Below are 19,701 nucleotides of genomic sequence, written 5' to 3' on the forward strand. Positions count from 1 at the left end.
GCTCGGCGCATTTTCGCGAGACGAAGCCCGCCCCGACATCGACTGCGGCCGGGGCCACGCCGGAAAAGCTGCGCTGGAGCCTGCCGTGGCGCAAAGGGACGGCATAGCGGACCGTACGCTCCGCACGACGCCAAACCCGCCACAAGAATTATCTGCACAATATTTAGGCAACCTGCCAGTCGGGCGGCATGGGTCGCGAAAGCGGCCTTATCCAATCCTACAGGGGAAGCCCGATTCCCGCCGATTTCGATGGTTTGGCATGTCTGTTGCTTTGCCCTGGCGACCAATTGGTTTGTCCAGTCAAAGGGGAAAATAATGAACCGTCGCAATGTGTGCATGCTGGCCTTGGCCGCCGTGGTCGGGATGGCCATGGCCCCGTCTTCGCGGGCGCGGGCTGACGTCTTGAGCGACATCGGCGCGCGGGGCACCGTCCGCATCGCCGTTCCACAGGATTTCCCGCCCTTCGGCAGTGTTGGCGCCGACATGACGCCGCAAGGCTACGACATTGATATCGCCAATCTGATTGGCGAAAAGCTCGGCGCCAAGGTCGAGATCGTCCCGGTCACCAGCGCCAACCGCATTCCCTATCTTCAGACCAACAAGGTCGACCTGGTCATCTCCAGCCTCGGCAAGAATCCCGATCGCGAGAAGGTCATCGACTTCTCCGAGGCCTACGCCCCCTTCTACAACGGCGTGTTCGCTCCGGCGGATGTCGCGGTCGCAAAGGCGGAAGACCTCGCCGGCAAGACCATTGGCGTCACCCGCGGCGCGATCGAAGACCTCGAACTGACCAAGGTCGCGCCCGCGAGCGTTGAGATCAAGCGCTACGAGGACAATAACGGCACTATTTCAGCCTTCCTTTCGGGCCAGGTCGAGGTGATCGCGACCGGGAATGTCGTCGCCGCCGCCATTATCGAAAAGAACCCGCCCAAGCGGCCCGAGCTCAAATTCCTGATCAAGAACTCGCCTTGCTACATCGGCATGAACAAGGAGCAGCCGGCGTTGATGGCCAAGGTCAACGGGATCATCGCCGCCGCCAGGTCCGACGGCGCCCTCAACGCGATTTCGCAAAAATGGCTGAAGGTGGACCTGCCGGCTGACCTGTGATCGCCGCCCGCCGCGTGTGGTTTAGGTCAGACAGCAAGCCATGACCTATCAGTTCGATTTCGGCTGGCTGATCGATTCTCTGCCGGTGCTGCTCAAGGGCATCCGGATCACCGTGCAGCTCATCCTGATCGGCGCGGTGTTCGGCGTGGCATTGGGCATTGCCTGCGCCTGGGTGCGCGCCCTCGGGCCGAAATGGCTGAAACCCGTCGTCGCGACCTATGTCGAGCTGATCCGCAACACGCCCTTTCTGATCCAGCTGTTCTTCATCTTCTTCGGCCTCCCATCACTTGGCATCAGGATGTCGGAACTGAGCGCGGCCAACCTCGCCATGATCGTCAACCTCGGCGCCTACAGCTGCGAGATCATCCGCGCCGGCATCCAGGCCACGCCACGCGGCCAGTTCGAGGCCGGCGCCAGCCTCGCCATGACCCCGTTCCAGACCTTCTGGCACGTGGTTCTGGTCCCGGCGCTGCAGCGCATCTGGCCTGCGCTGTCGTCGCAGATCGTCATCGTCATGCTTGGTTCTGCCGTCGTCTCGCAGATCGCCGCTGAGGACCTGACCTTCGCCGCCAACTTTATCCAGTCGCGCAATTTCAGGGCCTTCGAAACCTACATCGTCTCTACCTTGATCTACCTGGCCCTCGCGATCCTGCTGCGCCAGATGCTGGCTGGCCTGGGCTGGATGCTGTTCCTGAGAAAGGCGTCGCGATGAGACATGCGCCATGACCGAGTTCAGCTTCTGGGACATCCTGCGTAACCTGCTTTTGGCCGCCCGCTGGACCGTTGTCCTCTCGCTGGTCTCCTTCATCGGTGGCGGCATCGTCGGCGCGGCCCTGCTTTTCCTGCGCATCGGCGGCCGGCGTTGGGCACGGCTTCTATCACGCGGCTACATCCAGCTGCTCCAGGGCACGCCGCTCCTGATGCAGCTCTTTCTCGCTTTCTTCGGCCTTGGCCTGTTCGGCATCGACGTTCCCGCCTGGCTTGCCGCTTGTGTCGCGCTCATCCTGTGGACCGCCGCCTTCCTCGCCGAGATCTGGCGCGGCTGCGTCGAGAGCATCGCCAAGGGCCAGTGGGAGGCGTCCGCCAGCCTCGGCATGGGCTATCTCCAGCAGATGCGCTACGTCATCCTGCCGCAGGCGCTGAAGGTGGCGGTGCCGCCGACGGTCGGCTTCTCGGTGCAGGTGGTGAAGGGCACTGCGCTCACCTCCATTATCGGCTTCGTCGAATTGTCGAAGGCCGGTTCGATCGTCACCAACGCCACGTTCCAGCCGTTCACCGTCTATGGCCTGGTCGCGCTCATCTACTTTGCTTTGTGCTGGCCGCTGTCGAAATCCAGCCAGCTCCTGGAAAGGAAGCTCAATGTCGCTCATCGCAATCACTGAGGTGAAGAAGCGCTTCGGCGACAATGAGGTGCTGAAGGGGATTTCCATCGACATCGCGCCGGGCGAGGTCGTCGCCATCATCGGCAAGAGCGGTTCGGGCAAGTCGACGCTGCTGCGCTGCATCAACGGGCTGGAGACCATCGATCAAGGCTCGATCGTCGTCGCCGGCGCCCAGTTCCTGCCCGACGAGGTTCATCTCAAGGCGCTGCGCCTGAAGGTCGGCATGATTTTTCAGCAATTCAACCTGTTCCCGCATCTCACGGCCGGCGGCAATGTCATGCTGTCGCAGATGGTGGTGAAGAAGACGCCGAAAAAGGACGCCGAAGCGGTCGCACGTAAAATGCTCGATCGCGTCGGTCTCGCCCACAAGTTCGACGCATTGCCGGACGAACTGTCCGGCGGCCAGCAGCAGCGCGTGGCGATCGCCCGGGCGCTCGCCATGCAGCCCATCGCGCTGCTATGCGACGAGATCACCTCGGCGCTCGACCCCGAGCTCGTTGCCGAAGTGCTGGCCGTCGTCAAGGAATTGGCTGCGGAAGGCATGACGCTGGTGATGGTCACCCATGAGATGCGCTTCGCCCGCGATGTCTGCTCGCGCGTCGTCTTCATGCATCAGGGCCGCGTCCACGAGATCGGCGCCCCCGAGGACGTCTTCGCCAACCCGAGGACGCCGGAGCTCAGGCAATTTCTGGGCGTGCAATAAGGTGTGTCGCCCAAAAGTGCGCAGCGGTTTTGGGATAACGACAAGAACCGCGGCACAGCAACGCCGGCGATCCTTCACGCCCCCCTCTGGCCTGCCGGCCATCTCCCCCACTTGGGGGGAGATTGGATGTCACCTCGGCCTTCGCCAATCTCCAACGTTGAAGGAAGGGCGGGATGGCAAAGCTGCCGATCTCCCCCCAAGTGGGGGAGATGTCCGGCAGGACAGAGGGGGGCGCTGTCCCGCCGACGTCTGATGGGCAGGCGTCGCCGTCCGCCGCCCGCGAAAAGAAAATCAACTCTTGCTGGCGGCCATCACCAGCACCGGCTTCTCGCTATACAGATCCGGAAAGAGCGTCTTCAAATTCTCGACCTTGGGCAGGTCGTTGTAGACGATGTAGGGATAGGTCGGGTTCAGCGTCAAAAAGTCCTGGTGATAGTCCTCGGCCGGGTAGAAGGGTTTTCCGGTCTCCAGCGTGGTCACGATCGGCTCCGGAAACACCTTCGCCTTGTCGAGCTGGGCGATGTAGCTCTCGGCGATCTTCTTCTGGGCGTCGCTTTCGGCAAAGATCGTCGAACGGTATTGGGGGCCGCGGTCCGGCCCCTGATAGTTCAGTTGCGTCGGGTTGTGCGCGACCGAGAAATACACCTGCAGCAACTGGCCGTAGGTCACCTCTGTCGGCTCGTAGGTAATCTCGACGGCTTCGGCGTGCCCGGTCCGGCCGGTGCCGACCGTCTCGTAGACGGCGGTGTCCTTGTCGCCGCCGGCATAGCCGGAGACGGCGCTGGTCACGCCCCTGACGTGCTGGAACACGCCTTGCACGCCCCAGAAGCAGCCGCCGGCGAAGACCGCCTTCTCGGTGCCGCCGGCGGGTTCCTCGTCCATCGCCGGCGGCGGGATCACCACCGCCGCCTCGGCCGAGATCGCCGGCGTCTGCCACAAGGCGGCGCCGGCCGCCGCGAGCATCAGCGCCGCAAGCGCGCTCCTGACGAAGCTCGTCGACCACCTCGCAACAGGTTCTCGAATACCGGTCATGTCTGATCTCCCATGATGGTGTTGTGACTATAGAACATTTGGGTCAGCCGGCGTCTCACATTGCCGTGCATATCGGGCCGTGCGTTTTTGGATTGCTGCGCCGGCGCACCCGCGCCGGGCCGCCAGGGCCGTCCCCGACCTGGACAGGGACGGCCAGGGACTGCCGAGGCCGAAAAGACCTACTTGGCCGCGCCCATCGCGTCGCAGGCCTTCGTTGCCTCATCCTTCTTCATCGCGTCGGTTTCCATGGCGGCCTTGTCCATGCAGTCCTTCATCTTTTCGGCGGCCATCGGGTCGGCCGGCTTCATCGCGTCGGTAGCCATGGCATCGGCGGGCTTCATGGCATCCGTGGCCATCGGATCGGCGGGCTTCATCGCATCCTCGGCGCGGGCGATGCCGCCGGCGAGAAGCGCCGTCGAGCAAAGGGCGAAGGCAAGCGCCGGCAGCGTCAGGCGGGTGAAGTTGGTCATGCTGGTCTCCTCTGGAGTTGGTGGCGCGCCGGAAATGACGATCCCATCAGCTCTTCGCCGTGACCTGAGACTTCGTTACAGCCATCACCGCTTCGTGATCGGTGGCCCGGTTTTCATCGCCAGCGCGATGCCCCCAGGGACGATCGAGTCGCCGCGACAGCGGCCCAAACGACAACGCCGCCCGAAGGCCGGGCGGCGTTTGTGATGGGACGATGCGATAGGAGGTCTCTTTTGCGGCGCGCCCCGCTATGACCGCCGGCCTATTGTATGAGCACCGTTTCCGAAGGCCGCTTGTTGAAGGCGCACTTGCCGGTCACGGTATAGAAGAAGTCGGCGTTGGACACTGGAGCCGGTACCGTGTTGCCGCCGTCTTCCCAGGCCTGCACGCTGGGTTGGCCGCATGGCACGGCGGTGAAAATGTCCACCGTTTTGCCTTGCCCGACTTCGACGCTGTCGATGTACAGCCGGTTGGACGTCGCCGTATTGTCCGATCGCAGAGTTGTTTTCGTGCCCGTGGGCAGGTTGCCGCCGCCAAGACCAGGATTGGGATTCGGAATCTTCATCTCCAGATAGAGCTTGTCCATCAGGCTGACGTCGATCACCGCGCCAGCGCCAGTGGCGGGGTACATGGTGTTGACGCAGGTGGTCGCATATTTGGTGTTGCCGCTCGTCTGGGTGATCGTGGTGGTGGGCAAGCCATAGAAGCTGGTCACCGTGGTGGTCGTGCATACTTGTTTCTGGGCCAGCGTCTCTGTCGATCCGTTGATCTTATACACATTGGCCGTTCCATAGCCTTTCGGATCGCCATACCTGTTGTGTACGTAGGAGATCTTCATCAGCTTGTTGGCCAGCGTCTCACCGAACTTGGTGCCGTACAGCGTCATCGTCTTGTCCCAATAGCCCGAGATCTTGTTGACCTTGAACGTGGCCTCCACCAGCGCCGGTCTCTTTACTACCGCCGAGCCAACCCCGATCTGCACCGTTGGGATGTGGGCGATCTGCATGAAATTGGTCGGCATGGCAAAGCCGGCCGAAGCGTTGATGGTGGCGGTGCCGTCGACGGCGACGACGAAGCCGTCGAGCTTGGCGGTGCCTTGCCCGCTATTGGCGGCAAATGACTCCTGCAGCTTAACCTGACGGTCCGCCAATGACGTGTCCGTCGGCAGCGTCGTAATCGACAGGGTCGCGGCATCGAGCGCGTTCTGCATCGATGCCTTGGTCGAAACGGCCGAGTTGTAGTCGAGCGAAAAGCCCAGCGTGGCAATCATCGGGATAAGGGCGATGGCGAGTATCGGCGCAAGGGAGCCGCTCTCGGAGTTGAGAAAATGACGTCCTGCTTGCAGCATGTCTTGGTTCCCCCAAACGGTGACGGGGTGTGCCCTATCACGCAGGGCGCGAACTATGCTCTAATGGGATGGATCAAAGTTTAACGACTTTGCTCCCGCGGCCGGCAGGACAAGCGCTTCAGACAAATGCTGGCGTCCAATGCATGCGCAGCGACTGGCCGCACACCCGGCCGCTTGCCCGGGCAAGCTGCCCCTGCTAAAGCGCGCGGCATGACCACGCCGATCAAGAACATCCGCAATTTCTCCATCGTCGCCCATATCGACCATGGCAAATCCACGCTTGCCGACCGGCTGATCCAGTCCACCGGCGGGCTGGAGCTGCGCGACATGAAGGAGCAGGTGCTGGACTCGATGGACATCGAGCGCGAGCGCGGCATCACCATCAAGGCGCAGACGGTGCGGTTGAAATACCACGCCAACAATGGCGAGGATTATATCCTCAACCTGATCGACACGCCCGGCCATGTCGACTTCGCCTACGAAGTGTCGCGGTCGCTCGCCGCTTGCGAGGGCTCGCTGCTGGTCGTCGATGCCTCTCAAGGCGTCGAGGCGCAGACGCTGGCCAATGTCTACCAGGCCATCGACAACAACCACGAGATCGTTGTGGTGCTGAACAAGGTCGACCTGCCCGCCGCCGAGCCCGAGCGCATCCGCGAGCAGGTCGAGGAGGTGATCGGCATCGACGCCTCCAACGCAGTGCTGATCTCGGCCAAGACCGGGCTGGGCATTCCCGACGTGCTCGAAGCCATCGTCAACGATCTGCCGCCGCCGCGCGAGGGCGACATCGCTGCCCCGCTGAAGGCGATGCTGGTCGACAGCTGGTACGACGCCTATCTCGGCGTCATCGTGCTGGTCCGCATCATCGACGGCGTTTTGAAGAAGGGCCAGACCATCCGCATGATGGGCACCGGCGCCAAATACCTGGTCGAGCGCACCGGCGTCTTCACCCCTGCCCGTATCAATGTCGACGAGCTCGGCCCCGGCGAGTTCGGTTTCTTCACCGGCTCGATCAAGGAAGTGGCCGACACCCGCGTCGGCGACACCATCACCGAGGACAAGCGACAGACGGCGCAGGCGCTGCCCGGCTTCAAGCCGGCGCAGCCGGTGGTGTTCTGCGGCCTGTTTCCGGTCGACGCCGCCGATTTCGAGGATCTGCGCGCCGCGGTCGGCAAACTGCGCCTCAACGACGCTTCCTTCTCCTTTGAAATGGAAACCAGTGCGGCGCTCGGCTTCGGCTATCGCTGCGGCTTCCTTGGCCTGCTGCATCTCGAGATCATCCAGGAGCGGCTGGAGCGCGAGTTCAACCTCGACCTCATCGCCACCGCGCCTTCGGTCGTCTACCGGCTGCTGCTGAACGACGGGACGACGAAGGAACTGCACAACCCGGCCGACATGCCCGACGTGGTCAAAATCCAGGCCATCGAGGAGCCGTGGATCCGCGCCACCATCCTCACCCCGGACGAGTATCTCGGCGGCATCCTAAAGCTGTGCCAGGACCGGCGCGGCATCCAGGCCGACCTGTCCTATGTCGGCAAGCGCGCCATGCTCATCTACGATCTGCCGCTCAACGAGGTCGTCTTCGACTTCTACGACCGGCTGAAGTCGATCTCCAAGGGCTACGCCTCCTTCGACTATCACCTGACCGACTATCGCGAGGGCGACCTGGTGAAGATGTCGATCCTGGTCAACGAGGAGCCTGTCGACGCGCTGTCGATGCTGGTCCACCGCACGGCAGCGGAAAAGCGCGGCCGGCTGATGTGCGAGAAGCTCAAGGAGCTGATCCCGAACCATCTGTTCAAGATCCCGATCCAGGCCGCCATCGGCGGCAAGGTCATCGCCCGCGAGACGATCTCGGCGCTGCGCAAGGACGTCACGGCCAAATGCTACGGCGGCGACGTCTCGCGCAAGCGCAAGCTGCTCGACAAGCAGAAAGAGGGCAAGAAGCGGATGCGCCAGTTCGGCAAGGTGGATATCCCGCAGGAGGCGTTTATTCAGGCGCTGAAGATGGGCGATTGAGCCTCACGCATTTCGCCAAGCGAAGATTACCACCCCCTTCCTCCTCTCCACGCGCCATGCCATGCTCCCCTCGCGGCCGAGCAGGCCGTTTCATTCCGGGGGGGGGGGAATCATCATGTTGTCTTACGCTTTCGCGCGGCGCATAGCCGTTGCGCTCTGTCTTGCCGTTCTGTTCGCGCCTGCCGCGCATGCCGGCGACGTCACCTTCGCCATCAAGAACAGCCATCCCAACGCCATGCGCGTCGAGCTCTACAGCCAGGACCGTGATTATATCTGGCCGGGCAACGATCAGGACTATTATCTCAACGACGGCGAGACCAAGTCGATCCCGCTGTCCTGCAATGACGGCGAATCGATCTGCTACGGCGCCTGGGTCGACGGCGACGAGGGCACCTATTGGGGCGTCGGACCCGGCAACACCGAAAAATGCGACGACTGCTGCTACACCTGCAGCGGCGGCGAGACCGAGGAAATCGATCTGGTGCCGTGACAGCCGATCTCCCCCCTCGTGGGGGGAGATCGCTACTTGACGCCCTTCGCGTAGCAGCCCTAGCCTATCTGCAACCCAGGAGACCCCACCCATGGCAGGCACGGTCGAAGGCGAAAAGATCGATGTCGGCTTTTCGGGAAAACGCTGCATCCATTCGCGCAATTGCGTGCTTGGCGATCCGCATGTCTTCGTGCCCAACGCGAAGGGCCAGTGGATACATCCCGAGGCGGCCAGCGTCGAGAAGATCGTGGCGATCGCCGAAAGCTGCCCATCGGGCGCCATCACCTATGTCAGAAAGGATGGCGGCCCGCAGGAACAGCCGCCGGTGGTCAACACCGTGCGCATCCGGGAAAACGGCCCGCTGGCGCTGCATGCCGAAATCGTGCTTGGCGACGAGACTTTTTATCGCGCCACGCTCTGCCGCTGCGGCGCTTCGGAAAACAAGCGGTTCTGCGACGGCAGCCACACCAAATCAGGTTTTTCCGCCACCGGCGAGCCGGCGCTGAAGGACACGCCGGCGCTGGACGCGAGGAATGGCCCGCTGACGGTAACCCCGACGAAGAACGGCCCGCTCAAGCTCGAGGGCAATGTCGAGATCGTCACCGGCACCGGCCACACGGTCGACCGCACGCAACGCACCTTCCTTTGCCGCTGCGGCCATTCGGCGAACAAGCCATTTTGCGACGGCAGCCACAAGCGCGTGGGGTTTGTCGGGTAGCTGGCGCAGCGGCCAAGCGCCAATCTCCCCCCAAGTGGGGGAGATGTCCGGCAGGACAGAGGGGGGGCGCCGTAGAGCGCTAATTTCACAAGCACAATGCCTCACACTCCATTGCCTCCCAAACGTCGCGCAAACGCCAGATCGATGCGCAAGACCATGACATCGGCTGAATTGAAGCTCTGGAACGAACTTCGCGCGCACCGGCTGATGGGGCTTGGCTTCCGCCGACAATTTCCGATTGCCGGTTACATTGTCGATTTTCGCTTGCCCGGAGAAGAAGCTGATCGTCGAGGTCGACGGCTCCCAGCATGCGCAAGGTGATGCGGTCGCCGGCGACGAGGTAAGGACATTGCGCCTGGAACAGGATGGCTGGACCGTCCTGCGCTTCTGGAATGACGACATTATCCGCGACATCGACAATGTCTGCCAGCATATTGTGATTCTGGCTGGGCTTGGCGGCGCGTCCTGAACCACGGCAAGACCGGCGGGACAGCGCCCCCCTCTGTCCTGCCGGACATCTCCCCCACGAGGGGGGAGATTGGCCGTCGCCGCGGTCATCGTCCCTTGGCCCAGCGCTCGCGGCTTTATCCGCCGTTCCGTATCGGCTAAGGGGCGGGGACGAAATTCGCCGGACCGCTGCCAGAATATGACCGCCAAGACTAAATCCTCGCCCCTGTTCCTCGGCATCGACACCGGCGGCACCTATACCGACGCCGTGCTGTGGTCTGAAGCCGGTGGCCCTAACGGCAAGGTGCTGGCCAAGGCCAAGGCGCTGACCACGCGCCACGACCTGGCGGTCGGCATATCAGGCGCGGTCGATGCGGTGCTGCAAAAATCCGGCACCGACCCGGCCGCGATCAAACTGGTGTCGATGTCGACGACGCTTGCCACCAACGCGCTGGTCGAGGGCCAGGGCGGGCGCGTGGCGCTGGTGATGATCGGCTTTTCCGAAGGCGATCTTGCCCGCGATGGGCTGAAGGCGGCGCTCGGCACCGATCCTGTCGTGTTCTGCCCCGGTGGCCATGATGTCCACGGCAATGCGGCAAAACTCGACCTGTCTGGGCTGGAGGCGGCGCTGCCGGAACTCGGCGCCTCGGTGTCCGGCTTTGCCGTCTGCGCCTACTTCGCCACCCGCAATCCGGCGCACGAGCTTGCCGCTCGCGACCTGATCCGCGAAAAGACCGGCCTGCCGGTCACTGCCAGCCACGAGCTTTCGGCCAAGCTCGGCGGACCGCGCCGGGCGCTGACGACGCTGCTCAACGCCCGGCTGATCTCGATGATCGACCGGCTGGTGGCGGCGACTGAAGGTTTTCTTGTCGCGCGCAAGATCGCCGCACCGCTGATGGTGGTGCGCGGCGATGGCGCCCTGGTCTCGGCGGCCTTCGCCCGCCAGCGGCCGATCGAGACGATTCTTTCAGGTCCGGCCGCCAGCCTGGTTGGCGCCCGCCACATGACCGGCCTCGACAATGCAGTCGTCTCCGACATCGGCGGCACCACCACCGACGTCGCCGTGCTCGACAAGGGCCGTCCCAGGCTCGACCCGGAAGGCGCCACCGTCGGCGGTTTCCGCACCATGGTCGAGGCCGTCGCCATGCGCACTTTTGGGCTCGGCGGCGATTCCGAAGTGGCGCTCGAAGATGGCGCGCTCAACCCAAAGATCCTGCTCGGGCCGCGTCGCCTGGTGCCGCTGGCGCTGGCCGGCATGATGCATGGCGAGGCGGTCACATCGGAGCTCGAACGCCAGCTGCGGGCGCCGAACCCCGGCCGCATGGATGGTCGCCTGGCGATCAGGACCGGCGTGCCGGAGCGGCTGGCCGCGGGCCTGACCGGCGCCGAAGCCAAGCTTTACGAGATGATCGGTGCTGTGCCGCTCGCCGTCGACAGGCTTTTGACCTCGAACGCCCAGAACGCCACCTTGAACCGGCTGGTGTCGCGCGGGCTGGTGCATGTCGCCGGCTTCACGCCGTCGGATGCCGCCCATGTGCTGGGCAAGCAGGCGAATTGGGATGCGGCAACGGCCCGGCTCGGCGCCGAGCTGTTCGCCCGCAAGCGCGACGGCCGCGGGCAATCAATAGCCGCCTCGCCGGAGGCGATTTCGGAACGGGTGCTGACCACGCTGACCCGCCTGTCGGCGGAAGTCATCCTCGAAACCGCCTTTGCCGAGGACGGGCTGGACGGCGCCGCGACCGTGGCGCACGCGCTGGTGCAGCGCGCCGTCGATTCCCATCCCGGCATCGCCCGCCTCAGCGTCGCGCTCGACCGTCCGGTGATCGGCCTCGGCGCCTCGGCGCCGCTGCATTATGCCGGGCTGCCACCGCTGGTCGGCAATGACTGCGTGGTGCCCGAGGATACCGACGTCGCCAATGCGCTCGGCGCCGTGGTCGGCCAGGTCAGGGTCTCAGCGGAGGCGCGCGTCAGCCAGCCCCAGGAAGGGCTGTTTCGCGTCGCCTCCGGCGAAACCGTGCGCGATTTCAAGGACGAGGCGGCGGCGATCGCGGCGGCGGAAACCGACGTCCGCGCCATTGCCGCCGGGCGGGCCAGGGACGCCGGCACCGACAGCGCCGAGATCGAGGTCGCCAGCGAATTCCGTGTCTCGACCGTCGAGGGCCAGCGCATGTTCATCGAGGCGCATGTCGTGGCAGTGGCGTCGGGAAGGCCAAGGATTGCGGTTTGAGCGCGTAATCTCCCCCCTCGAGGGGGAGATGTCGCCGAAGGCGACAGAGGGGGTCGCCGCGCGTGCAGCGCTACTTCCTTCTGTCGCAGGAGGCCGAGCCCGGTCGGACCGACCCCCTCTGGCCTGCCGGCCATCTCCCCCTCAAGGGGGGAGATTGGCAGCTTCGCCGACTTCGAAAATCTTCCCCTTCACCCTAAGCTGAATTGACCGTGCTACCCTGACATGCCAAAGGCCCGGCCAAAGCCTTTCATCTTGGAGAAGCCCTGATGACCGATCGCGTCGAAATCGCCGGATTGCGGATTGCCCGCGAGCTTTATGATTTCGTCGTGAACGAGGCGCTGCGGGGCACCGGCATTGCCGCCAACGCCTTCTGGACCGGCTTCTCGGCCATCGTGCACGATCTTTCGCCGAAGAACCGGGCGCTGCTGGAAAAGCGCGATGCCCTGCAGGATCAGATCGACCGCTGGTATCGCGACAATGGCGCGCCCAGCGACATGGAAGCCTACAAGGCGTTCCTCAAGGAGATCGGCTATCTTGTGCCGGAGGGGCCGGCCTTCTCCGTCGCGACGGAAAATGTCGACCCGGAAATCTCGGTGGTTGCCGGGCCGCAGCTGGTGGTGCCGGTGATGAACGCGCGCTATGCGCTGAACGCCGCCAACGCGCGCTGGGGCTCGCTCTATGACGCGCTCTACGGCACCGACGCTATCCCCGAGACCGACGGCGCCGATAGGGGCGGGAAGTTCAATCCCGTGCGCGGCGCCAAGGTCATTGCCTGGGCGAAGGGTTTTCTCGACGAGTCGGTGCCGGCCACCTCGGGAAAATGGGCTGGGGTGAACGGGCTTTCGGTTGCCAACGGCATGTTGCGGCTGGGCGAGGGCGCCGGCGCCACCACGCTTGCCGACCCAAAACAGTTTGCCGGCTATCGCGGCGACGCCGACAATCCCGAAGCCGTCCTGCTCACCGGGAATGGCCTGCATATCGAGATCGTCATCGACCGCAGTAATCAGATCGGCAAGACCGATCCGGCCGGCATTGCCGACGTCGTGCTGGAATCGGCGCTGACCACCATCCAGGACTGCGAGGATTCGGTCGCGGCAGTCGATGCGCAGGACAAGGTCGTGGTCTACCGCAACTGGCTCGGCCTGATGAAGGGCGACCTTGCCGAGGAGATCACCAAGGGCGGCAAGACGTTTACGCGAAAACTCAATCCCGACCGCTCTTACACCGCGCCCGATGGCGGCGCGCTGACGCTGCCCGGCCGCTCGCTGATGCTGATCCGCAACGTCGGCCACCTCATGACCAATCCGGCGATCACAGACCGCGACGGCAACGAGGTGCCGGAAGGCATCATGGATGCGACGATGACGGCGCTGATCGCGCTGCATGATGTCGGGCCGAACGGACGCCGGCAAAACTCCCGCGCGGGCTCGATGTATGTCGTAAAGCCCAAGATGCACGGGCCGGAGGAAGTCGCCTTCGCCGTAGAGATCTTCGACCGCGTCGAGGCGCTGCTGGAGATGCCAGCGAATACCATCAAGATGGGCATCATGGACGAGGAGCGGCGCACCACCGTCAACCTCAAGGAGGCGATCCGCGCCGCCAAAGACCGCGTCGTCTTCATCAACACTGGCTTTCTCGACCGCACCGGCGACGAGATCCACACCTCGATGGAAGCCGGTCCGATGATCCGCAAGGGCGACATGAAGCAGGCTGCCTGGATTGCCGCCTACGAAGCCTGGAATGTCGATACCGGGCTGGAATGCGGGCTGGCCGGCCGCGCCCAGATCGGCAAGGGCATGTGGGCGATGCCCGATCTGATGGCGGCGATGCTGGCGGAGAAGATCGCTCACCCCAAGGCCGGCGCCAACACCGCCTGGGTGCCATCGCCGACGGCGGCGACGCTGCACGCCACTCACTATCACAAGGTCGATGTTCATGCCGTCCAAGTGGCGCTGAAGAGCCGGCCCAAGGCAAAGCTCGACGACATATTGTCGGTGCCGGTCGCGGTGCGGCCGAACTGGTCTCAGGCAGACATCCGGAAGGAGCTCGACAACAACGCCCAAGGCATTCTGGGCTATGTCGTGCGCTGGATCGACCAGGGCGTCGGCTGCTCGAAAGTGCCTGACATCAACGATGTCGGCTTGATGGAGGACCGCGCCACGCTGCGCATTTCCTCGCAGCATATCGCCAACTGGCTGCATCATGGCGTCTGCACCTCGGATCAGGTGATGGAGACGATGAAGCGCATGGCAGCGATCGTCGACAGCCAGAACGAAGGCGACCCGCTCTACCAGCCGATGGCGCCGGACTTCGACAAGTCCATCGCCTTCCTCGCCGCCTGCGACCTCGTCTTCAAGGGCCGGGTCCAGCCCAACGGCTACACCGAGCCGGTGCTGCACGCGCGGCGATTGGAGCTGAAGGCGAAAGAGCAGGCCTGAGCGAAGCGTCCCCTCCCCCTTGAGGGGAGGGTGGCCCAAAGGGCCGGGTGGGTCCTGCGTGAAGTGCGCCGACGGCTACGCCCTCTCCTTCAGCAGTCGGTGGGCAGCCTTACTTCCAAAGAAAATGCCCGTTCCAACGCACGCAGAACGAACCCACCAGGCGTCATAGCCGGTTAACCAAATGAGCAATAAGACGAGAAGGCTGACAGCACCGGCGACAAGTGCACCCACGGCGAGAGCCACCGCTGGGGATCGAGTTGGTCTGTCTAGTGGCATATTTCTTATCCAGGTCGCGTCGAGCATCCCATCTCCCGGGCCGGTTCTCGGCCTCTCCTTGTATCACGCCGCCTGCGCCATGCGCTCCGAGCTCATGCGGTAGGAAATCGCCTCGGCCAGATGGATGCGGCCGACCGTCTCGCTGGCCTCGAGATCGGCCAGCGTCCGCGCCACTTTCAAAACGCGGTGGTAGGCCCGCGCGGAAAAGCCGAGTTTCTCGCTGGCATCCCTGAGCAGCGCCAGGCCTGATGCATCCGGCATCGCGATCTCCTCGATGACGGAGGGCGAGCAATGCGCGTTGGTGGTGGCGGAGGTCGCGCCGAGCCGCTCGAAACGCTCTCGCTGGATGGTGCGGGCGCGCGCCACGCGCAGCGCCACCGCGGCACTTTTCTCCGCCCGGTCCGGCCGGATGAGATCGCTGGCCGAGACCGCCGGCACTTCGATCCGGAGATCGATGCGATCGAGCAGCGGGCCCGAAATGCGCGCCTGGTAATCGGTGCGGCAACGGTCGCCGCGTAGGCAGCGATAGCCCGGCTCGCCGGCCATGCCGCAGCGGCACGGGTTCATCGCCGCGACCAGTTGGATGCGCGCCGGATAGGTGACGCGATGATTGGCGCGGGCGATCATGCAGTCGCCGGTCTCCAGCGGCTGGCGCAGCGCATCGAGCGCCTGCGGCGAGAATTCGGGAAACTCGTCGAGGAACAGCACGCCGTGATGGGCAAGCGACGCCTCGCCCGGCCGCACGCGCAGGCCACCGCCGACCATCGCCGCCATCGAGGCAGAATGGTGCGGCGCGCGGAATGGCCGCCGGTCGGTCAGTTTTCCCTCACCGAGTTCGCCGGCCACCGACGCGATCATCGAGACTTCGAGCAATTCCCTCGGCGCCAGCGGCGGCAGGATCGACGGCAACCGCTGCGCCAGCATCGATTTTCCCGACCCCGGCGGTCCGATCATCAGCAGATTATGGCCGCCGGCGGCCGCCACTTCGAGCGCCCGCTTGGCGGTTTCCTGGCCCTTGATGTCGGCGAGATCAGGCAGGTCGCGCGCCGAGGCATGGATGCCGGCTTCCGGCCGCGAGAGAACCTGGGTGCCGCGAAAATGATTGGCGATGGCGATCAGGCTGCGCGGCGCCAGAATGTCGAAATCCTTGCCGGCCCAGGCCGCTTCCGGTCCGCAGGCGAAAGGGCAGATCAGGCCTTTGCCCTCGGCATTGGCGCCGATCGCCGCCGGCAGCGCGCCGGCCACCGCGGCGATAGTGCCGTCGAGCGACAGCTCGCCAAGCACGACATAGCCGGCCAGCATGTCGCCCGGAATGGCGCCAAGCGCCGCCATCAGGCCGAGCGCGATCGGCAGGTCGTAATGGCTGCCTTCCTTCGGTCACTCTGGGGCTTTGCCTATGATGGCGCATGTTTTCCCAAGTAAGGCAAAGCCAGCGGACGCAGCCTATACAGCGTCTCCAGAGTTTTCCAATATGGGGGCGAACTCGCCCTTGTTTCCTCTCTGATGGTGAGCGTATTGTGAGCCGACCCTTTAAGGACGCTCGCCAAATTGCCAAAACTCACCAAAGCGGTTGTCGACGGCGCGGAACTCCGAGACAAGCAGTACACCATTTGGTGCTCGGATCTGAAGGGCTTCGGTGTCTACGTGCACCCGACAGGGCACCGCACTTACTTCGTAGACTATCGGTCTGGCGATGGCGTGCGCCGGCGGATGACGATCGGCCGACATGGTGTGATCACCGCCGACCAGGCGCGCAAGCTCGCGATCGAAACCATGGGCGGCATTGTGCTTCAAAAGGCCGATCCTCTACTCGAGCGGAAGACGCGCCGCAAATCCATGACGGTTTCGCAGCTCTGCGATCAATATTTGAAAGCCGCCGAGAAAGGCGTGATCCTTGGCCGGAGCCGGCGACCGAAGAAAGCCTCGACAATCGAAGTAGACAAGGGGCGGATAGCGCGCCACATCAAGCCGCTGCTTGGAAGCAAGCTCGTGATCGACTTGGACCGCGCCGATATTGTGAGGTTCATTCGTGACGTCACGATAGGCAAGACAGCAAGACGCGATCGATCTGGCAAGAACGGGAACCGGGTGCTGGTCACCGGCGGCGCTGGCACCGCAGCGCGCACCACCGGCTTTCTCGGCGGGATCCTGACCTATGCCGTCGGCGAGGGCATCATTGCCGCGAACCCCGTCCAAGGCGTTCCCGTGCCGGCTGACAACGTGCGAGATCGGAGGCTGTCCGGCGATGAATACCGCGCGATCGGAAAAGCTCTTACTGGCGAGCAAGCCGAGATCGACACGCCGCAGGCAATCACCGGCGCCTGGCTTCTCGCGCTCACCGGTTGCCGGCTTGGCGAAGTCTCGATGCTGCTATGGGACGAAGTCGACGAGGCCGCCGGCTGCTTTCGGTTGAAGGACAGCAAGAGCGGCCCGTCTGTCCGTCCTGTGGGCCGCGAAGCGTTCGATGTGCTGCGCAAGGCCATCCGCGTGCCCGGCAATCCCTACGTGCTTCCCGCCCTCCGTAAGACGGGCAATTATAACGGCCTAGCAGGGGCTTGGGTGCGTTTCATGGAACGGGCTGGGCTGGACGGCGTGACGCCGCACACCATGCGCCATTCCTATGCGTCAATCGGCGGAGATCTCGGCTTTGCTGATAGCACGATCGCAGCGATGCTCGGCCATGCCGGCGGCACCGTCACCAGCCGCTATGTTCATCGCCTCGATGCGGTCCTCGTCGCGGCCGCGAACAAGATCACAGGCGAAGTCTACCGGCAGATGACGGGCAAGACGGCAGACGTACTGGGAATGCCGAGGCGGGCTTAGGTTGATTCGGTTGTCACAAAAACACCGGCCGTTGTTCTGGCCAAAACTCAGTCCGATACGCGTATAAGCAAAAAATTTGGCGATTGGGCGAAAGTGCCTGCAATCATTGAAACCATGACCAGTTATCCGGCTCAGTTTGCCTGTTTATAGAATTTAAAGTTCTCGACACGGCTATTTTGGAGCGTATTTGACATTGCTGTGCAACAATAATGGACAGCAAACGATGCAAATTCTCTCAATCAAAGAAGCGTGCAAGCGTGTCGGGATCTCCCGGACCACGGTTTGGCAATTGACCCGCGAAGGAAAGTTTCCGGGCCTTGTTCGGATCACGCCCAAACGCAAGGGCTATGTCGACTCAGAAATCGAAGCTTGGATCAGCGAACGCATTCTTGAGCGAGACTTTGAAGCGGGATCTCCCGGACTACGGTGTGGCAAATGACCGGCGCCAAGCCACGGCTACGGCGATCTGAAGTGCCGGCTTACATGCTTGAGACGCACGGCATCCCGATCGCTCTCGCTACCTTGAACAAGATCGCCACGACCGGTTCAGGGCCGGAGATGCAGTATGCTGGACGGATCCCGCTCTACACGCCGGAAGCTTTGGATGCCTGGGCGGAGAGTCGTCTGTCGAAGCCAGTCAGATCGACGGCTGGGAAGGTCGCCGCATGACCATCAACGAACGATCCCGCCTGGAGCAACAGGCCGCTGACGCGCCTCGAGGAGCCGTTCTGCGGCTTCCACGCGGTCTAAGGCGCGGTATAGCCCGGGCATGCCTGAACAGTCTGGTGGTGCGGCGCGAAGCATCGCTAGACGGCGGTGCGGTTGGTCGCCGTTGCCGGCCGATATAGCACATACGCATGGTGCGAGGATGACCAGTCAAAGATATCGTCGCGGCCGTCACCATGGCTCGATGGCTGCTTGATGCGAAGGATCCGCGCGCGACCTTCTGGTCAATGCTTCCTGTGGTGAGGGATCAAACGTCGGCCGAAATTGGGGATGGCGAATTGTTCGAATTGGCCATGGCCCTCGCCGGATTCGGCGCGATCGTTCGCGGCGCGTTCAAGGACGTTCTGGCCTTCGGTAAAGGCTCGCCGGCATGACCAAGCACTTTGAGCCACGCCACGTCCGCCTCTACCATTGGCTAATGGACTGCCCCGCATATCAGTCGCTGGACGTCTATGGCCGAGTTCTCCTGGTGGAGTTCAAAAAGCGATACAACAGCACGAACAACGGCAACATTTCCTTCAGCGGGCGAGAAATGGAAGCGGCACTCGGCTGTAGCAACAAGCCGGCCGATCGCGCTCTCTCGGACTTGATCGACCGTGGTTTCGTCAAGGTGGCGAAGAAGGGGCATTTCGACTGGAAGACTCAGGCCGGAGGCGGCACCCGCGCAAGTACCTACATCTTGACGGAATACCCGATCGACTATCCGATGCGCGTCCTGGCCCCAGCGACCAAGGATTTCATGAAATGGCGCCCGGCGAAGGCGCTTCAGAAAAAAACGCGGGGTGACGAGAGCACCACAATGGGGTGACGAGAGCACCGCATAGAAGAGAGCATGCGGGTATCAGAGCACCCGAATGGGGTGACGACGGCACCCGATAAGACACAAAAACACGACGCCAATGGGGGTACGAGAGCACCACCATATAGTGTACCACTACCCCACGACGAGACGGCGTCTTCCCTGTCCATGCCGGCCAACGGGAAGGCCGCATGAAACAGCGCAGCCTCTTTGGCTGGACGCCGTCTAATCCAGCACGGACCATACTCGCTTCCCTCAGGATCGGCGGAAAGGTGACATTCGTCGCGTCGCTGACTCCATCCAAAAGATCCGCCGAGCGGCTATGGCAACAACAGGTCGATCAAATCTGCCGTCAGATGACGAGAGCGGGAATCTCTGCGGACGAAATAGACTTGGCCGTCGTCATTCCACCGCGCTGTACAATCGGAGTTGGACCGTGCTGCATGGGTGACCGGCAATCGCGGCGCTGGCGACGGCGCGGCCTAAGGCAGGAAAATCTCATTGCGACTCCTAGTGGCACTGGTACGGCGCGGATCGCACCGGACGCTCTTGGCGCTACGCGACGATCTTGAATGCGTTTCTGAAGTCCTCATCCATTGCGACCTTAATTGGCGGATAGAGGCCCTTGGCGCGCAGCGCGCCGACTGTGTGACGATGACGCGCCGCGCGCGCGTCGTCGTATAGTATCTCCTCATCTGGGC

At 63.4% G+C, this 19,701-nt stretch carries 17 protein-coding genes and 2 pseudogenes; 15 read left to right on the forward strand and 4 right to left on the reverse strand.

Annotated features, from left to right (window positions below; translation table 11 throughout):
- Positions 1-336 precede the first annotated feature (336 nt).
- From EOC93_RS26250 to EOC93_RS26265, 4 genes are read left to right on the forward strand one after another with little or no spacing between them, the layout of a single operon-like run.
- Complete coding sequence (locus EOC93_RS26250; protein ID WP_127206077.1) at positions 337-1,107, forward strand: transporter substrate-binding domain-containing protein; 771 nt, start codon at positions 337-339, stop codon at positions 1,105-1,107.
- A gap of 40 nt (positions 1,108-1,147) precedes the next feature.
- Complete coding sequence (locus tag EOC93_RS26255; protein ID WP_095484687.1) at positions 1,148-1,819, forward strand: amino acid ABC transporter permease; 672 nt, start codon at positions 1,148-1,150, stop codon at positions 1,817-1,819.
- 10 nt (positions 1,820-1,829) lie between these two features.
- Entirely contained in the window at positions 1,830-2,489 is a 660-nt protein-coding gene (locus EOC93_RS26260) for an amino acid ABC transporter permease (RefSeq protein WP_127206063.1), read from the forward strand.
- A complete protein-coding gene (locus EOC93_RS26265; protein ID WP_127206064.1) occupies positions 2,467-3,192 on the forward strand; it encodes an amino acid ABC transporter ATP-binding protein in 726 nt (241 codons plus the stop codon). The genes EOC93_RS26260 and EOC93_RS26265 overlap by 23 nt, the downstream gene beginning before the upstream one ends.
- A gap of 291 nt (positions 3,193-3,483) precedes the next feature.
- On the opposite strand, the gene msrA is transcribed toward EOC93_RS26265, so the two are convergent.
- From msrA to EOC93_RS26280, 3 genes are all read right to left on the reverse strand, one after another.
- Positions 3,484-4,224, reverse strand: a complete 741-nt coding sequence (gene msrA, locus EOC93_RS26270) for a peptide-methionine (S)-S-oxide reductase MsrA (protein ID WP_127206065.1) — start codon at positions 4,222-4,224, stop codon at positions 3,484-3,486.
- A gap of 179 nt (positions 4,225-4,403) precedes the next feature.
- On the reverse strand, positions 4,404-4,694 hold the full coding sequence (locus tag EOC93_RS26275; RefSeq protein WP_127206066.1) for a pentapeptide MXKDX repeat protein: 291 nt from the start codon (positions 4,692-4,694) through the stop codon (positions 4,404-4,406).
- A 260-nt stretch (positions 4,695-4,954) separates the two neighbouring features.
- Positions 4,955-6,040, reverse strand: coding sequence for a TadE/TadG family type IV pilus assembly protein (locus tag EOC93_RS26280; protein ID WP_127206067.1), 1,086 nt, complete (start codon positions 6,038-6,040; stop codon positions 4,955-4,957).
- 210 nt (positions 6,041-6,250) lie between these two features.
- Between EOC93_RS26280 and lepA the strand changes: the two genes are divergently transcribed.
- The 6 genes and pseudogenes from lepA (at position 6,251) to EOC93_RS26310 (ending at position 14,376) form a co-directional block, all read left to right on the forward strand.
- The gene (gene lepA / locus EOC93_RS26285) at positions 6,251-8,056 is read left to right on the forward strand and encodes a translation elongation factor 4 (protein WP_127206068.1); all 1,806 of its coding nucleotides are present in this window, start codon (positions 6,251-6,253) and stop codon (positions 8,054-8,056) included.
- A 118-nt stretch (positions 8,057-8,174) separates the two neighbouring features.
- Positions 8,175-8,546: a hypothetical protein gene (locus EOC93_RS26290; protein ID WP_127206078.1), complete on the forward strand. Its 372-nt coding sequence runs from the start codon at positions 8,175-8,177 to the stop codon at positions 8,544-8,546.
- Positions 8,547-8,637: 91 nt separating this feature from the next.
- Positions 8,638-9,264 (forward strand): CDGSH iron-sulfur domain-containing protein, encoded by a 627-nt coding sequence (locus EOC93_RS26295; RefSeq protein ID WP_127206069.1) that lies wholly within the window; start codon positions 8,638-8,640, stop codon positions 9,262-9,264.
- Between the two features lie 96 nt (positions 9,265-9,360).
- Positions 9,361-9,733 (forward strand): annotated as a pseudogene (locus EOC93_RS26300) (endonuclease domain-containing protein).
- A gap of 177 nt (positions 9,734-9,910) precedes the next feature.
- On the forward strand, positions 9,911-11,938 hold the full coding sequence (locus EOC93_RS26305) for a hydantoinase/oxoprolinase family protein (RefSeq protein ID WP_127206070.1): 2,028 nt from the start codon (positions 9,911-9,913) through the stop codon (positions 11,936-11,938).
- A 266-nt stretch (positions 11,939-12,204) separates the two neighbouring features.
- Positions 12,205-14,376, forward strand: a complete 2,172-nt coding sequence (locus tag EOC93_RS26310) for a malate synthase G (RefSeq protein WP_127206071.1) — start codon at positions 12,205-12,207, stop codon at positions 14,374-14,376.
- Positions 14,377-14,715: 339 nt separating this feature from the next.
- Here EOC93_RS26310 and EOC93_RS26315 read toward each other — a convergent pair.
- Positions 14,716-16,053: pseudogene (locus EOC93_RS26315) on the reverse strand (YifB family Mg chelatase-like AAA ATPase).
- Positions 16,054-16,200: 147 nt separating this feature from the next.
- Here EOC93_RS26315 and EOC93_RS26320 point away from each other — a divergent pair.
- The 5 genes from EOC93_RS26320 to EOC93_RS26340 all read left to right on the forward strand — a co-directional run bounded on the left by EOC93_RS26320 (position 16,201) and on the right by EOC93_RS26340 (position 19,009).
- The gene (locus EOC93_RS26320) at positions 16,201-17,475 is read left to right on the forward strand and encodes a site-specific integrase (RefSeq protein WP_127206072.1); all 1,275 of its coding nucleotides are present in this window, start codon (positions 16,201-16,203) and stop codon (positions 17,473-17,475) included.
- A gap of 223 nt (positions 17,476-17,698) precedes the next feature.
- The gene (locus tag EOC93_RS26325; RefSeq protein ID WP_127206073.1) at positions 17,699-17,914 is read left to right on the forward strand and encodes an AlpA family phage regulatory protein; all 216 of its coding nucleotides are present in this window, start codon (positions 17,699-17,701) and stop codon (positions 17,912-17,914) included.
- Entirely contained in the window at positions 17,911-18,144 is a 234-nt protein-coding gene (locus tag EOC93_RS26330; protein WP_127206074.1) for a hypothetical protein, read from the forward strand. Before EOC93_RS26325 ends, EOC93_RS26330 begins: the two co-directional genes overlap by 4 nt.
- Positions 18,145-18,377: 233 nt before the next feature.
- Positions 18,378-18,575: a hypothetical protein gene (locus EOC93_RS26335; protein ID WP_127206075.1), complete on the forward strand. Its 198-nt coding sequence runs from the start codon at positions 18,378-18,380 to the stop codon at positions 18,573-18,575.
- Positions 18,572-19,009, forward strand: coding sequence for a hypothetical protein (locus tag EOC93_RS26340; protein ID WP_127206076.1), 438 nt, complete (start codon positions 18,572-18,574; stop codon positions 19,007-19,009). The genes EOC93_RS26335 and EOC93_RS26340 overlap by 4 nt, the downstream gene beginning before the upstream one ends.
- Positions 19,010-19,701: the final 692 nt, after the last annotated feature.

The sequence above is a fragment of the Mesorhizobium sp. M6A.T.Ce.TU.002.03.1.1 genome (assembly GCF_003997275.1).
GTDB classification, from domain to species: domain Bacteria; phylum Pseudomonadota; class Alphaproteobacteria; order Rhizobiales; family Rhizobiaceae; genus Mesorhizobium; species Mesorhizobium mediterraneum.

Bases quoted from the DNA above. Each gene is read 5' to 3' on its own strand.
- EOC93_RS26250 (WP_127206077.1), top strand. From the start codon at position 337: ATGCTGGCCTTGGCCGCCGTGGTCGGGATGGCCATGGCCCCGTCTTCG.
- EOC93_RS26255 (WP_095484687.1), top strand. From the start codon at position 1,148: ATGACCTATCAGTTCGATTTCGGCTGGCTGATCGATTCTCTGCCGGTG.
- EOC93_RS26260 (WP_127206063.1), top strand. From the start codon at position 1,830: ATGACCGAGTTCAGCTTCTGGGACATCCTGCGTAACCTGCTTTTGGCC.
- EOC93_RS26265 (WP_127206064.1), top strand. From the start codon at position 2,467: ATGTCGCTCATCGCAATCACTGAGGTGAAGAAGCGCTTCGGCGACAAT.
- msrA (WP_127206065.1), bottom strand. From the start codon at position 4,224: ATGACCGGTATTCGAGAACCTGTTGCGAGGTGGTCGACGAGCTTCGTC.
- EOC93_RS26275 (WP_127206066.1), bottom strand. From the start codon at position 4,694: ATGACCAACTTCACCCGCCTGACGCTGCCGGCGCTTGCCTTCGCCCTT.
- EOC93_RS26280 (WP_127206067.1), bottom strand. From the start codon at position 6,040: ATGCTGCAAGCAGGACGTCATTTTCTCAACTCCGAGAGCGGCTCCCTT.
- lepA (WP_127206068.1), top strand. From the start codon at position 6,251: ATGACCACGCCGATCAAGAACATCCGCAATTTCTCCATCGTCGCCCAT.
- EOC93_RS26295 (WP_127206069.1), top strand. From the start codon at position 8,638: ATGGCAGGCACGGTCGAAGGCGAAAAGATCGATGTCGGCTTTTCGGGA.
- EOC93_RS26305 (WP_127206070.1), top strand. From the start codon at position 9,911: ATGACCGCCAAGACTAAATCCTCGCCCCTGTTCCTCGGCATCGACACC.
- EOC93_RS26310 (WP_127206071.1), top strand. From the start codon at position 12,205: ATGACCGATCGCGTCGAAATCGCCGGATTGCGGATTGCCCGCGAGCTT.
- EOC93_RS26325 (WP_127206073.1), top strand. From the start codon at position 17,699: ATGCAAATTCTCTCAATCAAAGAAGCGTGCAAGCGTGTCGGGATCTCC.
- EOC93_RS26330 (WP_127206074.1), top strand. From the start codon at position 17,911: ATGACCGGCGCCAAGCCACGGCTACGGCGATCTGAAGTGCCGGCTTAC.
- EOC93_RS26335 (WP_127206075.1), top strand. From the start codon at position 18,378: ATGGCTCGATGGCTGCTTGATGCGAAGGATCCGCGCGCGACCTTCTGG.
- EOC93_RS26340 (WP_127206076.1), top strand. From the start codon at position 18,572: ATGACCAAGCACTTTGAGCCACGCCACGTCCGCCTCTACCATTGGCTA.